At 30.9% G+C, this 14087-nt stretch carries 19 protein-coding genes; 4 read left to right on the top strand and 15 right to left on the bottom strand.

What is annotated here, in order from left to right; all coding sequences use genetic code 11:
* Positions 1–96: 96 nt before the first annotated feature.
* Positions 97–1326, bottom strand: coding sequence for a multidrug effflux MFS transporter (locus FNW38_RS15625; RefSeq protein ID WP_143388712.1), 1230 nt, complete (start codon positions 1324–1326; stop codon positions 97–99).
* A gap of 129 nt (positions 1327–1455) precedes the next feature.
* On the bottom strand, positions 1456–2193 hold the full coding sequence (locus FNW38_RS15620; RefSeq protein ID WP_144065014.1) for an NUDIX hydrolase: 738 nt from the start codon (positions 2191–2193) through the stop codon (positions 1456–1458).
* Positions 2194–2668: 475 nt separating this feature from the next.
* Between FNW38_RS15620 and FNW38_RS15615 the strand changes: the two genes are divergently transcribed.
* The 4 genes from FNW38_RS15615 (at position 2669) to fucP (ending at position 6283) form a co-directional block, all read left to right on the top strand.
* Positions 2669–3010 (top strand): carbohydrate porin, encoded by a 342-nt coding sequence (locus tag FNW38_RS15615; protein ID WP_235890216.1) that lies wholly within the window; start codon positions 2669–2671, stop codon positions 3008–3010.
* 45 nt (positions 3011–3055) lie between these two features.
* Entirely contained in the window at positions 3056–3901 is an 846-nt protein-coding gene (locus FNW38_RS15610) for a sugar phosphate isomerase/epimerase family protein (RefSeq protein WP_143388708.1), read from the top strand.
* Positions 3902–3962: 61 nt separating this feature from the next.
* Positions 3963–4904: a carbohydrate kinase family protein gene (locus tag FNW38_RS15605; protein ID WP_144065013.1), complete on the top strand. Its 942-nt coding sequence runs from the start codon at positions 3963–3965 to the stop codon at positions 4902–4904.
* A gap of 8 nt (positions 4905–4912) precedes the next feature.
* Positions 4913–6283 (top strand): L-fucose:H+ symporter permease, encoded by a 1371-nt coding sequence (gene fucP / locus FNW38_RS15600; RefSeq protein WP_143388706.1) that lies wholly within the window; start codon positions 4913–4915, stop codon positions 6281–6283.
* Positions 6284–6580: 297 nt separating this feature from the next.
* Here fucP and FNW38_RS15595 read toward each other — a convergent pair whose 3' ends face one another.
* The 13 genes from FNW38_RS15595 to FNW38_RS15540 form a co-directional block, all read right to left on the bottom strand.
* Positions 6581–7186, bottom strand: a complete 606-nt coding sequence (locus FNW38_RS15595) for a hypothetical protein (RefSeq protein WP_144065012.1) — start codon at positions 7184–7186, stop codon at positions 6581–6583.
* A 128-nt stretch (positions 7187–7314) separates the two neighbouring features.
* Entirely contained in the window at positions 7315–7539 is a 225-nt protein-coding gene (locus tag FNW38_RS15590) for a hypothetical protein (protein WP_144065011.1), read from the bottom strand.
* Between the two features lies 1 nt (position 7540).
* The gene (locus FNW38_RS15585; protein ID WP_144065010.1) at positions 7541–8287 is read right to left on the bottom strand and encodes a hypothetical protein; all 747 of its coding nucleotides are present in this window, start codon (positions 8285–8287) and stop codon (positions 7541–7543) included.
* A gap of 6 nt (positions 8288–8293) precedes the next feature.
* Entirely contained in the window at positions 8294–8809 is a 516-nt protein-coding gene (locus FNW38_RS15580) for a hypothetical protein (protein WP_144065009.1), read from the bottom strand.
* Between the two features lie 155 nt (positions 8810–8964).
* Positions 8965–9477 carry a lysozyme gene (locus FNW38_RS15575; protein ID WP_144065008.1) on the bottom strand — a complete coding sequence of 171 codons (513 nt, stop codon included), beginning with the start codon at positions 9475–9477 and terminating at the stop codon, positions 8965–8967.
* A complete protein-coding gene (locus tag FNW38_RS17535; RefSeq protein WP_185963154.1) occupies positions 9470–9616 on the bottom strand; it encodes a hypothetical protein in 147 nt (48 codons plus the stop codon). Before FNW38_RS17535 ends, FNW38_RS15575 begins: the two co-directional genes overlap by 8 nt.
* Positions 9617–9717: 101 nt before the next feature.
* On the bottom strand, positions 9718–10125 hold the full coding sequence (locus FNW38_RS15570) for a hypothetical protein (protein ID WP_144065007.1): 408 nt from the start codon (positions 10123–10125) through the stop codon (positions 9718–9720).
* A 125-nt stretch (positions 10126–10250) separates the two neighbouring features.
* Complete coding sequence (locus tag FNW38_RS15565; RefSeq protein ID WP_144065006.1) at positions 10251–10676, bottom strand: hypothetical protein; 426 nt, start codon at positions 10674–10676, stop codon at positions 10251–10253.
* 1 nt (position 10677) lies between these two features.
* The gene (locus tag FNW38_RS15560; protein ID WP_144065005.1) at positions 10678–11400 is read right to left on the bottom strand and encodes a hypothetical protein; all 723 of its coding nucleotides are present in this window, start codon (positions 11398–11400) and stop codon (positions 10678–10680) included.
* A gap of 285 nt (positions 11401–11685) precedes the next feature.
* Positions 11686–12879 (bottom strand): hypothetical protein, encoded by a 1194-nt coding sequence (locus FNW38_RS15555; protein WP_143388698.1) that lies wholly within the window; start codon positions 12877–12879, stop codon positions 11686–11688.
* Positions 12880–12939: 60 nt separating this feature from the next.
* Positions 12940–13137 (bottom strand): hypothetical protein, encoded by a 198-nt coding sequence (locus tag FNW38_RS15550; protein WP_143388697.1) that lies wholly within the window; start codon positions 13135–13137, stop codon positions 12940–12942.
* Between the two features lie 102 nt (positions 13138–13239).
* Entirely contained in the window at positions 13240–13566 is a 327-nt protein-coding gene (locus tag FNW38_RS15545) for a hypothetical protein (protein WP_143388696.1), read from the bottom strand.
* Between the two features lie 2 nt (positions 13567–13568).
* Positions 13569–13877, bottom strand: a complete 309-nt coding sequence (locus FNW38_RS15540) for a hypothetical protein (protein ID WP_143388695.1) — start codon at positions 13875–13877, stop codon at positions 13569–13571.
* Positions 13878–14087 lie beyond the last annotated feature (210 nt).

Below are 14087 nucleotides of genomic sequence, written 5' to 3'. Positions count from 1 at the left end.
AAGAGCGAATCTAATTTACGTATTTTTCGTGTTGTGATCGTTAGCTTAAGGAGTCAATTTGGTTCGAATATGTGGAATTACACCCAACGGTTATAATTAATGAACTATTGCAATTCCTTCATCATGAGAAGTTGCAATAGTTTTTTTTATGGTTCGTTTTCCAAAAATCAAAATGATTAATGCCAAAATTGTTGTAACGGTCATAATCACCACCATAGGCAACATAGAGTCTTTTACAAAAACCCCCACTGCAAAAGATGCCAAAGCTCCCAGTCCTAACTGAATAGCACCCATCAAAGCCGAAGCACTTCCCGCATTTCTTGAGAAAGGAGCAAGAGTAAGTCCTGCTGTATTAGGATTTGATATCCCTAAACAACCTAAGAATAAGAATAGCATAGCAATCGTTTCATATAATCCCAAAAGATCATTCATTGCCAAAATAAGGAATAAAATACTAACAATTGATTGCGTAATCAATGCACCATAAATCATTTTCTCACTTGTGAATTTTCTTAATAATAATGAATTAAGCTGACTGGCACCTATAAAACTTAACGACATAAAAGCAAATATCCATCCGTACGTTTTAGCATCCACTTTGAAAATATCCATAAATAAAATCGGAGAAGCAGCTACATAAGTAAACAACCCTGAGAAAGCGATAGCTCCAGTAAAAGCATACGTGTAAAACTGAGGCTCTTTTACAATACTGATAAAATTTGTAATTATAGGTTTTGGTTTTAATGAAATTGAAGTGTCTGGTTTAAAAGTATTTGGCAAGCCCATTTGAGCTGCCAAAAGAATTAAAACACCCATACACATTAATATAAAAAAGACAGTATGCCAACCATAATCAGCTGTGATATAACCTCCAATTGTAGGTGCTAACATTGGCGAAAGTCCAACAACTAACATCAATAAAGAAAATACTTTAGGAATATCTTTCACAGGAAATAAATCCCGAACCATAGAAACTGAAGCTACGGTCGCTGCACAACTGCCAATAGCCTGAATAAAACGCAAACCTATAAAAGTATCAATATCTGTTACAAAAACACAACCTAATGAAGCCAAAATGTAAACTATCAATCCTATGAATAACGGTTTTTTTCTGCCAAAACGGTCTAATAATGGCCCATAAAGTAATTGTCCCGCGGAAATCCCAATAAAATAACTGGATAATGTCATGGAAACATTGGCAACCGAAGTATTCAAATCCTTTGCAATTCCGGCAAAACCAGGCAAATACATATCAATTGAAAATGGACCGAGTGCTGTTAATGAACCTAAAATTAGAATTAATTTTATATATTTTGTTTTTGTGATTGATTTATCGGCCATCAAATTACTTTTTTTAATTTTTTGCAAAGGTAAATATTTAAGATGCCAATCGAACCACTTTCTTAGGTAATATTACTTATTGAACCCAATCTATCATTTATTAAAAACAGCAATCTAAATATTGATTAAGTACGTTTCTTTATAAATTTTTTGGTAAACATCTTTACTAAACATAAAGAGTTGCGAAGGTCTTTTTGAAACTCCCACTTGTTTTTCATCTAATACAATAATGTATTTCTTTGTTAGCAGTTTTCTCCTAAAATTCCGATTATCTATTCCATTTCCAAGTATAGATTCATACGTGTCCTGTAACTCTTTGAAGGTGAATTTATCCGCTAAAAGTTCAAAAATGATAGGTTTGTACAATGCTTTTTCTTTTAAATCTGCATACGCTTCATTGATTATATCCCTGTGGTCAAATCCTAATTCCGGTAAATCATTTACGGGAAACCATTGCGGATTATGTTGATTATTTTCTAAAGTAACCTCTTGCGTTTTCAATAAAAAATAATAAGCTATGGTTATCGTCCGTTGATTAAAATTTTCGTTTTTGGCCCAAATAAGATCTTTTTCATTAATTAACCGATTTGGGTCTCCAAAAACTTTAAATTGTTTTTTATATACATTATCAAGTCCTGTTAACTCCTTCAAGACTCTGGCAGCAGTTTCATCAATAGTTTCATTTTCAAATGTATGATATCCGGTCAAAACATAATCGTTAACCACAGGTTCATGATTATCCTTAGATTCTAAATAACGTTTTATCAACAATACGTTTAGTGATTTTGTATTTGCGTCAAACCCAAAAACGACGCAGTCTACAGATATATTTGGAATTATTTGAGGCATCATAAGATAACAAAGAATATAATTAGTTTTTTTAAAGATTGTACTGTTTTATACAATCTTTTAATACTACAAAACTAATGATTTATTTGTAATAATATATTCGTCAAAATACACTTCATGTTTCTAATTAACCGTCACTATTACGGTTTATGCATTTTTATAACAAATTCATTTTTATTTATTAAAAAAGCATCGAATTAAGGTTAAATTTATATATATGTTAAATTTATTTACTTTTTTTTATTGTAAATTAAAAAAATATAATACATTTGAAAAATAATATTCAAAATGACGCTTAATAATTAAAAACAATAATGATAATCCCAAACCCGAATTTTATATAACAAGTCGATGAGAGTAGTAAATACTTTATAAGCACCTAAAAAACAAAACTATTTAATAAATCTATTAGATGATTTATCAACTTTTGAAATACTTAACAAACCTTTTTAATACTAATTTTTTTAATATGCGCCTAATGCAAAATTATCCATCCGATAACGGCTGGGTAGCTGGAATTAAATATAACAATCCAATTGAAACGGCTTTACCGGGTTCGTTTAATCAGTTTTCTGTTCGATATGGTTCCGGAATTGCAAATGGAGGTGATAATGGAAATACTTTTACTTGGGCAACCTATGGAGCGCTAGATTCAGAAGGAAAAAAAGACCCTTGGAGTCGCCCTCACATTCGTCTTGTTTACACGCTGGCTCACTACAACGATTACGCCCGCGATCATAATTACTCTCCTTATTTACAAGTGAACCAAAAAAGTTGGGGTTCTTTTATTGGAGTAAAAACAGAATGGTGGCTTTTTTAAAAATGCAAATCTATAAAATAGAAATAAATTTAAAATTATATAAATATGCCAATTTTTGGAACAACAATTTTATCATTTATCTCCGGATGGAGCGCCGAAGGAGGTCGTTTTGCAATAGAAAAGACAGCTGAATATGGTTTTGACATGCTTGAAATTATTTTGCCAGCATCATTAGATTTCGATGCTAAAACAACAAAAAAACAACTTGACAACAATGGCATTTTAGGACGTTGCACGTTGAATTTACCAGCAAACTGTCATATCCCTTTATATCCCGAAAGAGCAGCATCACTTATTAAAACGGCACTTGATAAAGTGGCTGAGATGGATGGTGATTTTTTAGGAGGTGTATTACATTCAGCCATAGGGACATTCACTGGGAATCCTTGTACAAAAGAAGAAAAAGTAATTATCAAGCAAGTATTTACCGAAGTTGCCCATTACGCGAACAAACGTAATATCACGATTGCTCCCGAACCAATTAATCGTTACGAAAGTTATGTATTTACAGCCGCAGATGAAGTTTTGGATATAATTGAAGCTATTGGCACTAATAATATTGGTTTGCATCTAGATACATTTCACATGAATATTGAAGAAAGGAATTTCTACGACCCAATTATTCGTGCAGGAAACAGGTTGAAACACGTACATATAACCGAAAGTGACCGCGGTATGACTGGCGAAGGCAACGTTCATTGGGATGATTTTTTCAAAGCTTTAGCAAAAATAGACTATCAAGGCCCGCTAGTTCTTGAAAATTTTTCTTCACAAATTGCAGCATTAGTTGGCCCAACTTCCTTGTGGAGACCTTCTAAATACAATTCAGAAGATCTTGCTAAAGGCAGCCTCTCTTTCATGAGGAAAATGGTCGATAAATGGCACCTTTAATCATTAAACGATACTAAAATTAATTACCTAAATATATTGTTTTAAACAAAAAATAAAAAAAATGAAAAAGAAATTAAACGGTGTTTGTTTTGGAGAAATCCTTTTTGATGTTTTTCTTGAACACAAAAAAATTGGCGGAGCGCCACTAAATGTAGCTTCAAGACTAAATTCGCTAGGAGGGGAGGTTTCCGTTATCAGTGGAGTAGGGAACGATGCGAATGGTAAAGAATTAATAGATTATTTAAATTTTTCGGGTATTAACACCGATGCTATTCAGATAAAGGATAATTATCCAACGGGTTTAGTCAACGTCATTTTAAATGAAAAAGGAAATGCTTCTTATGATATCAATTATCCTTCAGCATGGGACAAAATTGAAACTTCAAGCGAGAATATTTCAATAGTTGAGAAAGCAGACTTTTTTGTTTATGGAAGTTTATCTTCAAGAGATTTAGTTTCCAGAAATACGCTGGAACAACTTTTAGATGTTGCAAAATATAAAATATTTGATGTGAATTTAAGAGTGCCTCATTATACTAAGAAAAATGTTTTGGATTTATTACATGCAGCTGATTTCATAAAGTTTAATGATGATGAGTTAAATGAAATTTGCGAAGATTTAAATTCAAATAAAAAGTCATTAGAGCAAAATATTAAATTCATTGCAAAGGAAACCAATACCGATACGGTATGTGTTACTTTAGGATCTCATGGAGCGGTATTGTATTCTAATGATACCTTTTATCACAATTGTGGATTCAAAGTAAATGTAGTTGATACTGTGGGTTCCGGAGATTCTTTTTTAGCTTCATTAATCATCATGTTACTCAATGGAGAAGACCCTCAATACGCAATTAATTTTGCCTGTGCTGTTGGCGCTATTGTCGCTCAAAACGAAGGTGCTAACCCCGTAATTTCACAATCTGAAATAGAGGATTTTTTATGTGGCTTTGAACAAGTAAACTGTAAAACCAAGGAATCTACAACATTTTTAATTAAATAAGTAAAACAATGACTCAATTCAAAAAAATCCCCGTAGTTAGCAAAGAATTTGTTTTTCAATTTATAATAATAACCATATTATTTGCCCTTTGGGGGATAGCTAATGATTTAACAACTCCGATGGTTTCTACTTTTAAAAAAGTGATGCCAGAACTTTCAAATACACAAGCATCATTAGTGCAATTTGCTTTTTATTTTGGATACTTTTTTATGGCTTTACCGGCTGCATTATTCATTAGAAAATACAGCTATAAATCTGGAATAATATTAGGACTGCTATTATATGCTACAGGTGCTTTTTTATTTTATCCAGCAGCACATTACCAAAGCTACACTTTCTTTCTTGTTTCACTATGGGTAATTACTTGTGGTTTAGCCTTTCTTGAAACAACTTCAAATCCTTTAATTTTATTCTTAGGCAATAAAGAAACAGCAACGCAACGTTTAAATTTAGCACAGGCATTTAACCCCATTGGAGCAATAACTGGATTGGTCATGGCTCAGTTTTTAGTTATTAAAGAAATAAAATCAGATGACTACACACAAGAAGCCTATAAAGCTTTAAATTCAAATGAGTTAGCCAGTATTAGAGAAAATGATTTAGGTATTATTAGCATTCCTTACATTGGATTAGGAATTTTTGTCTTAATAATTTTAATTATTATTATTTTAACAAAAATGCCTAAAACGGCACACGAAGATAAAATGTCTGTATCTGAATCTTTCAAAAAGTTATTTTCTAATAAAAATTACAAACATGGCGTTATAGCGCAGGCTTTTTATGTTGGCGCACAAATTATGTGTTGGACCTTTATTTTCCAATACGTAGATAACATCAATAAAACATTTGGATTAGAATTAACTGCCACCTATTACAACATAACTGCCATGATTTTATTTTTATTAGGCAGATGGATTGGAACTGGTTTGATGAAAACCATAAATCCTTCAAAAATATTAATGGTATTTGGTATTGGAGGAGTATTATGTGCAGCTGGGGCAATTGTATTACAAGGTATGCCTGGATTAATTTCTCTAGTATGTATTTCTATTTTCATGTCTATTATGTTCCCAACTATCTATGGCATAGCACTAAAAGACATGGGAGACGAAGCAAAAATTGGATCTGCTGGTTTAGTTATGGCTATCGTTGGTGGAGCATTGATGCCTGTTATTCAAGGAAGTATTTTGGATTTAGGCGGTACAGGTTTCGCTGATATTAAATTATTTGGCTATATTCCTGAAGTAAATTTCTCATTTATATTGCCTTTAATTTGTTTATCTGTTGTGACGTATTATGGTTATAGTACTTATAAATCATCGAAAAAAAGTAAAATCAAAGAGGTTAAAGATTTGGATATTGTAGATGCAGTAGTTTAACTCGATTAGATTTTTTTGTATTAAAAAGAAACGAACAGTAATGATATTGTTCGTTTTTTTTGTTTTAAATAAACTACTCAATCATAATAATCCTAAATATGTTGAAATTGACTCGGAAAACTATAAAAACAAATAGCAATAAAAATGAACTATAATTTATAGCAAGTTTAACAAAACGTCCAACAAGGTTGTTAACAACTTTATTAACAATGTACCGTAAGCAAGATAATGAAAAAATATAAGAACATAAAAAAACCCCGTTTTATTGGGGTTCATTTATTAGTTATTTTTAAGAAATTACATCTTTGTAAAATAAGGGTCAGGAGAACTATTTACAGAGGTTGCAGTCTTATAATGAAAGTTCATTTTATCACTATAAACATCAATTATATCCAATCTAATTTTTTTACCCCTATTTGAACTTGGTGCCAATTCACTTTTTGTAGAATTTGGAGCAATGTTATAAATAACAACCTCTTCATTAAGATAACAATCACCATTATCTATAACATAACAAACGTTAACAGTCATCTGATTTATTAAATAACTAGTATTATTCGTCGCTAAAATTTGTAAATTTTTAACACCGCCAATTTCATGATAACTATATTGATTAGTATTTACATTTATATAATTTTGCCAATTATTTCGATACTCCATATTTTTACGAGTTATCTCTAAATTAATACGCTCTTTATCTGAAATGGTACTTGTCGAATCTACATAAGGATAAACCCCAGAATCAGAAACTATATTATCATTATTATCAACAAAAGAAACAATTATAAATATTACAAAAACAGAAAACAATCCAATTAAAAGACCGAGTAAAATTTTATTTTTTCTTTCTAAAGATTTTTTCTTTTTTGATTTTTCAAGTTTTTCAAGAGTAGTTTTTTTCATAATAGTTAATTTTTGTAGTTAATATTTTACTAAAGCATTCCAAAGATAATGCCAAAATTTAACATATCATTATAAATATTCCTACAGAGAATTAATAATAAACCAAAAATAAAAAAAACCTTTGTAACTTAATACAAAGGTTTGTCAATTATAAATTTATCAAAATATTGTCTACCAAGATATTGACCCGTTTTTCTATTGTAAATATTTATGTAATGATAATCAAAGCCGTCCTTTTCGAGTAATTTATGAAGATAATAAATTGACTTCATAAATTTATACTCCAAAGGATGCCTTGTTTTATCTTTATGAAATACCCAACAGCTATAAGGAGTAGGCGTATTATTTGCCATCCTATAACATTAAGTCTTTTGGAAGTCCCTTATATGCAACATACAAGTAAAAAAACGTATTGTCTGAAACATTGATTTTATAAACATGAGTATTTTCCTTTACACCTAAATAAGTAACAAGAAAAGTAGACGATACCTCAAAGTAATTATACGCTCTATCTACATATAAAAAAAAATTATACGTATTAGTATTAACCACAGGCGGTATATACATTAAAATCTGAAAATTTTCAAAATTAAAATATCTTTTCAGAGAACCATCTATAGCATTTACAAAAGGAAATGCACTAATTTGCCACTCACTTGCATCTGGCGAATTATACTCATCCGTACCAAGATAAGTCCGAAGAGTTGTAGAAGTATTCGAAGCTTTACGAGCAGAGAAATAAACTATATTTTTATTATCCTGACCAGTTTGCACACTAGAATGAATAGGCTCAACATTGCCATAAAAAGAAACTAAATTGTTTCCGTTTTTATAAAATTTAAATTGATAAGTTGAAGGAAAGAAAGCCAATTGATTTAAAGAATCCAGTTGTACTAAAGAATTAACATCGTTTAACGTACAATATACGTCTGGATTTTCATCATATAATTCCAAAGATCCAACACGAACGGAGTTATAAAAAACAGCTAAAGGATAGAAATCTTCCAAAATATTCGGTACTGTAAATTCACCATATAAGTAAGTTAAAGGTATGGTTTTAACCTTTAAATCTCTATTCGCATACTGTAAATAATGTTTCATAATTTTTTATTTAAATAAAGGTAATTTTGCTTTGTACTCGTCATCTAACAATGTTTTAACATCGTCAATTAAATTTCTCCTTGTTAGGAAATAGTAACATTTTACTACCGCATCCCTAGAAGATACTATTGTTATTGTTTTTAACTGATTATACGTCTTTTCGTCGTTTTCAGTCCATCCCTTAGGATTCCAAAAAGCAGAATCAAACAAACCAACTTCTTTGGTTCTTATACTAGTACCAAGATTGAAAGCTACATTTCGCGCAACGTCATGAATCCATGTTTTAGTAGTAATCTCCATTAAACCCGTCAACTGCGTTACTGGGTTATCATTTTGAGACTTATATAATTTTTCTTGTTCCTGCTGATTATTAACAGTATTAGCCGTACTAGCATCTTTTAAATACCTTATTAAAAACGGCACTACCAAAAAAAGACCCAAAATAACTAACCAATAATCCTTTAACAACTGCAAAGCGCCCCCATTAGAGGACGCATTACGCACATTTCTTTGTACTTGCATAATTCTTATTTTTGCGTTTTCTTCCAAATTAAGAAAACAGCTAATAGACCACCAACGATAAGAACCGCCTTTTTATTCTCTGCATAAAATACCTTTACTTTCTCTAACATGATTTTTATTTTTTAAATTAATTTAACGTTTTTTTCTCCCGTTTTTTATAGTGCTACGGTAAGCACTGTATAAAAAAAAATTATAACAGGGATAAATAAAGCTACATTTAAATACGGCTTTTTATACAAACCAAATTCTTTCTTTCTCCGAATAATTAAACCCTTTAATATCTTACCGCCCGACTTATTCCATTCATTAAAATGGTATTCAATAGCCGAATCGTTAGGGTCATTATTAATGATTTTTAAAAGCGTTGACTTTTTGAAATTACCAATACCGACATTATACGCTAAACTTGTCAACGCTCCCAACTGATTAGGATTAATTGAAGCAGTAACCAACTTTTTAACATCCCTCTCAAACGCACCCGATATATTGTTAAATAACTCTTCGGCTCTTGCTCTTGTCAAAGGTTTATCACTCAATTTGACCGATGTACCATCTTCATAAAAAGTATTACCCCAACCAATTGTTATAACCCCCTTTCCTGGGTCACGATACGGATTTAATACCAAACTTTCAGAATCCTTTAAAATTCTTATCGCAGAACTAACCATCTATTTGCTTTTTTTCTGAAAAATCAATTTTCTCAAGTTCCTGATAAATAACCTCAATTCCCTTTATAATTGCCATTACAACAGCTGAATATTTAACTATAATGCCAATAACCGAAATAACACCCTTTACTTTATTCATTTTCTGATTTTTTAAGTTTACGTTTTTCTAAGTGTTCTTTGAGTAAATCCAACCCCTCATGTAAAATAAGAGGTAGGAACTTTAATAATATCTTTAACATCTTAACCTTTTAAGAATGTTCCAGCGTAACCACCGTTTTTGGCTTTTGGATTAATAACCATTGCCATAGAATCAATAACAACTTTACCCGTTTTCTCTTCCATTGTACCCCAATGAAATGAATTTGCACCCGTTTTTGTATTGGTCATTGTAACCGCTACACTTCCAAACCAACCCTTGTCACCTAATTTACTTTTGGATGTTGTTACACATCTAATTGAAATTAGTTCGCCTTTGGACAGTCGCCAACCGCTCGTTAAATGTTGTTCAACACCTGCGTTAGGTCCAGTTTTCGGAAAGTATTTTGTATGCTTTGCGCCCGAATGCTTAACGGTCGGCTTTTGAGCTGAATTATTATAATTATTCTGCTTTTGAGAATTATTATAATTATTATTTTTATAATTTGCCATTAGTGAAATAGATTTTTGATGTTTAACACAACATCCATTAATTTTTTTAAGATAATTACAACCGAATCTATTATGAAGATTATCAAATAAATACGGTTGTAATTTTTTGGTTTTTCAGATTGCAATTACCTACGTGTTCTGCGATTGTTCTTTTTTGAAAAAACAAATTTCAAAAGAACAAAAACAAATACAACCGCACCCAATCCGATAAACCAATTTTTGTACTTTAACCACATACTCTGTATGTATAATTTTGACATAAACGAATTTGCATCTTGCACCGCAGGAATAGAAGCCACAGAATTAACGATATTATCTGCATAAATCTGTTCTTGTGATTTTAAAACCTGCTCCACTTGTGGCGATAATTGAAAACCTTTCGCAACAACAGAAGTATCAACAACGCTTTTGCCTTTTTTTGGGTCGGTCGTAGTCGCAACCCTCACAATATCTTTACCAATTGCAGAAAAATTGCCCGTTACACCGCTCACCAAATTTTTCATAGAAACAACCCGTTTGAGTTTATTCCCAACGCTTTTAAAAAACCCCATTTTACTCTACGTTTTTAACCGTTCTTACAACGAAATTAATTACCGCCCCTTGTGATTTGTTTATCTCAATTGAATCTACACCCACTAAAGGTAAACTTAAACGTGTTGCAACGCCTTGTAATACTGCCGTTCCGTTTATAGCTTGAATTGGGTCAATATCCCTTGACAAGGATTGTAATTCAAATGGTAAATACTTTACTATTTGCCCGTTATTGAATTTATACGAGATATCCGAAACCGTAGCACTAACAGTCATAATTGCCAAGTCAAACCCCGCTACATCTACTTTTTTGCTAAACTCTTCACTAGCAACCGTTTTCTGCTCAAAGTGATATAATTGATTTGTCAAATTTGGTTCCTCAACTCCGTATAAGTCATACGTTTTTAAAGCGTTTAAATCCTCTAACACGATTTTTATACTTTCCTTTTCTGCTAAGAATACACCGCCATCGACAGCCAACTCACAAACTGCAATAGTTTCATAAATTGCATCCGACTGGGTAGCTTCACTACCAAAAGTACTAGCAAGAATGAAATCAAGCAAAAGAACTTTGTTTGCTAAAATCACATTCGAACCATTTCCACGCTCAATATAAACGCTTATTTTTTCAGTCGTTAAACCATCAAGAGCAAGACCATCGACCGCAAGAATCAAAGACCCTATTGACTTTGTAACTGTTATCTCTTCCGACTTCACAACACCCGTAATACTTTTAATTTTCATTTTCTTTATTTTATTATTAATATTCGTTTTATTCGAATACAAAGGTTTGTGAAGAATGAAAAAGAAGTTTTCTATTTTTTTATAGTTCTTTATAATTTTTTATATTTTTTTATAAAATACCATAAGTTATAAGGTCGTTTATTGTTAAAAATTTTCTTTTTAATGCCAAACTATCTAATATTATTCGATACTCTTTCAAGGCAGTAGGATAACTAACTTCAAGAATATGCATTAATTGAGTTTTGTTTACTTTTTGGCTTGTAGTTTTTTTTGGTTTCATGAGGCTTATAAGAATAAAAATTGATGTTCGGTAAATAGGGGAGTATCAAAATCATTTACTATTTTTTCTTTGGTTCGAAACTCATGTAAATAGAAATGTAATTTGTTTTTGAACCAGTGTAACAGCGGTTTTTCCGTTATCATATCCATATCCTCAAGCAATAAATTAAGCGCAACGATATAAGATATATCTTGATTGTTTGCGTAATATTCCCGAAATAAGGATTTTGCAAGCCGTTTTTTTATGGTTGTACTTGATAAAACTACTTTTTTCAAACGCTTAATTATAGGATTGAATTTTGATATTTGCGACTGCAAAAAATCGAAATCGAACAACATTATTAAGTTCTCTTTATTCACTTGACTTTTACCAGTATTCTCACGAAGTTCAAAAAATCCTTTGTTTGCGATTTTTAACAATTCGTAAAGATTAGCTTTATCAAAAATACCCCAAGTCATTGTTTCACAAATGTTTTCATCCACTTTTGAATGTTCATTTAACCCTCTGAAAAACGCAGAATTCAACTGATATTCAAAACGCCAAACATTATCATTTTTTAATCCATTGTTTGAGTAGTATTCATTAATGTACGGTTTTTCAGTAAGTTGTAACGAGAGCGTTTTATTATAGCATCGTATTATTTTATCACTGGTTCGCTTCCCAACTTGAAAACCGTTAAGAATCGATTTACCTTTAAATGTCTCAAAATACGATTGAATGTTTTTTGGGCGTCCCGAGATAAGAACATCCCCCGAAACAATGTTACTATACAAATTCCGATAACGATGATTAAGGTCGCATTTATCAAGGCAAATATCGAGTCTATTAACTGATTTAAATAAATATTGTGTCTCATCGCAAAAAGTATTTAAGACACCTTTTAAGGCATCATTTGAAAGTGTGTAAAAAAGATTGTTTTCTATTTGGAGCTGTGCCAGTCGTTCGCTAATGATAGCAGAGCGAGGTTTTGCGGTATATATACCAATTTTTAAATCTTCATAATATAAATCCGCTCTTATTTCAAATATTTTAGTACCATAATCATAAGGTTTCAAACGAAATTTTGAGTTTTCGGGGAACTCTCCAAAAGGCTGACCATCCAAATTAAGTATTAAATAATCTATGTTTATGAGCGTAGTTTTTAAACTGTTTATTTTTAATTTTGTTTTGGCTTGATGCCTTTCTTTATATGAAATCATTCTTTTTATGTAAGTTTGAGTGAGTTAGTTGCCGTTATACCCTACGGCAACGATTTAAATTTACGCCTGAGTTTCTATATCTCCCGATTCTATAAAACACATCTCCGATAGCTTCCAATAATACGGTAAAATAAAAAGGCTTCCAGCTTCCATATTAGAACGAAAGTTTATTTTATGATGAATAGATTTTACAGCTAAAAAACGCGTTCCATTTTTACGCTGATACAAACAGAAATTTTTATTTATTGTAATATTCATTATTTTAATCATTTTACAGGAGAATAAATAGTTATTAAAATAGATACTAAAGCCACGAAGCACCAAAATATTAAAGCGTTGATTTTTTGTTTTGTCATGATATTAAATAAATGGTTCGTCAAACATTGAATAATGAAGTTTTGGTAAGTCAGTAACTGTAAATCTATTTTTCGCAACAGACTCAATCATTTCCTTATCCATAATCTCTAAATCAGTTTTTAAAGTTTCTGATTGAGTAAGAAAAATAAATTTTAACTTTTCGTCAATATCTTTAATTTCACGAAGTATAAAACCGTACTGATATTTAATTTGTTCAACGTCTATAGTTTCTACAGGGTACTTTGTATACTCTTTTAAATCAGCAGTAACACCAGCTATCTGAATAAGTAAATTTTCTCTTTTACGTGTTAATTCGTTAATTGTAGCCATAATTAAAAAGTTAAAAGGTTATGTTTTAATAATTTACCTATAAGCATTTTATGAGAAGTACAATAAAATGTAAATTCGTGGATAGACTGATTTTGACGAATTACAAAACAATCCGATTGTATTTGTATTGATATTCCTATATTTGAACCACGAATACGAATAAACAGCCATTTATACTTTAAATGTGAAGTTTTACAAAAGGGTCGAATTTTTTTTAAAAACGTTTTTGGATGAAATGCGGTATCACGCATTTTTTCAAGTTCTACCAATAATAACGTGTAGTTTTCTAAAGAAGTTCTTTTAAGTGCCATATTTATCAGGTATTAATTATCTGACAAATGAACTATAATTTATATTATGTAAAATAGATATTTTGTTTTTAATGGTTAATACAATATCTATTCATTGATTTAGTTTTAATCACTTCTGTTGATAACATCTTAAAATCAAGAAAAGTCTATAAATTTAAAAATTAAGTATAATGAACTACATTCCTTTCACTATGATTTCATTGTAATTAT

This window comes from Flavobacterium gawalongense, from assembly GCF_007097265.1.
Lineage (GTDB): Bacteria > Bacteroidota > Bacteroidia > Flavobacteriales > Flavobacteriaceae > Flavobacterium > Flavobacterium gawalongense.
The sequence above is the reverse complement of the archived record's forward strand: the minus strand, read 5'-3'. Positions and strand labels throughout refer to the sequence as shown.

What these genes read in the sequence shown, in the direction of transcription:
- FNW38_RS15620 (WP_144065014.1), bottom strand. Translation starts at nt 2,193, where the DNA reads ATGATGCCTCAAATAATTCCAAATATATCTGTAGACTGCGTCGTTTTT.
- FNW38_RS15615 (WP_235890216.1), top strand. Translation starts at nt 2,669, where the DNA reads ATGCAAAATTATCCATCCGATAACGGCTGGGTAGCTGGAATTAAATAT.
- FNW38_RS15610 (WP_143388708.1), top strand. Translation starts at nt 3,056, where the DNA reads ATGCCAATTTTTGGAACAACAATTTTATCATTTATCTCCGGATGGAGC.
- FNW38_RS15605 (WP_144065013.1), top strand. Translation starts at nt 3,963, where the DNA reads ATGAAAAAGAAATTAAACGGTGTTTGTTTTGGAGAAATCCTTTTTGAT.
- fucP (WP_143388706.1), top strand. Translation starts at nt 4,913, where the DNA reads ATGACTCAATTCAAAAAAATCCCCGTAGTTAGCAAAGAATTTGTTTTT.
- FNW38_RS15595 (WP_144065012.1), bottom strand. Translation starts at nt 7,186, where the DNA reads ATGAAAAAAACTACTCTTGAAAAACTTGAAAAATCAAAAAAGAAAAAA.
- FNW38_RS15590 (WP_144065011.1), bottom strand. Translation starts at nt 7,539, where the DNA reads ATGGCAAATAATACGCCTACTCCTTATAGCTGTTGGGTATTTCATAAA.
- FNW38_RS15585 (WP_144065010.1), bottom strand. Translation starts at nt 8,287, where the DNA reads ATGAAACATTATTTACAGTATGCGAATAGAGATTTAAAGGTTAAAACC.
- FNW38_RS15580 (WP_144065009.1), bottom strand. Translation starts at nt 8,809, where the DNA reads ATGCAAGTACAAAGAAATGTGCGTAATGCGTCCTCTAATGGGGGCGCT.
- FNW38_RS15575 (WP_144065008.1), bottom strand. Translation starts at nt 9,477, where the DNA reads ATGGTTAGTTCTGCGATAAGAATTTTAAAGGATTCTGAAAGTTTGGTA.
- FNW38_RS17535 (WP_185963154.1), bottom strand. Translation starts at nt 9,616, where the DNA reads ATGAATAAAGTAAAGGGTGTTATTTCGGTTATTGGCATTATAGTTAAA.
- FNW38_RS15570 (WP_144065007.1), bottom strand. Translation starts at nt 10,125, where the DNA reads ATGGCAAATTATAAAAATAATAATTATAATAATTCTCAAAAGCAGAAT.
- FNW38_RS15565 (WP_144065006.1), bottom strand. Translation starts at nt 10,676, where the DNA reads ATGGGGTTTTTTAAAAGCGTTGGGAATAAACTCAAACGGGTTGTTTCT.
- FNW38_RS15560 (WP_144065005.1), bottom strand. Translation starts at nt 11,400, where the DNA reads ATGAAAATTAAAAGTATTACGGGTGTTGTGAAGTCGGAAGAGATAACA.
- FNW38_RS15555 (WP_143388698.1), bottom strand. Translation starts at nt 12,879, where the DNA reads ATGATTTCATATAAAGAAAGGCATCAAGCCAAAACAAAATTAAAAATA.
- FNW38_RS15550 (WP_143388697.1), bottom strand. Translation starts at nt 13,137, where the DNA reads ATGAATATTACAATAAATAAAAATTTCTGTTTGTATCAGCGTAAAAAT.
- FNW38_RS15545 (WP_143388696.1), bottom strand. Translation starts at nt 13,566, where the DNA reads ATGGCTACAATTAACGAATTAACACGTAAAAGAGAAAATTTACTTATT.
- FNW38_RS15540 (WP_143388695.1), bottom strand. Translation starts at nt 13,877, where the DNA reads ATGGCACTTAAAAGAACTTCTTTAGAAAACTACACGTTATTATTGGTA.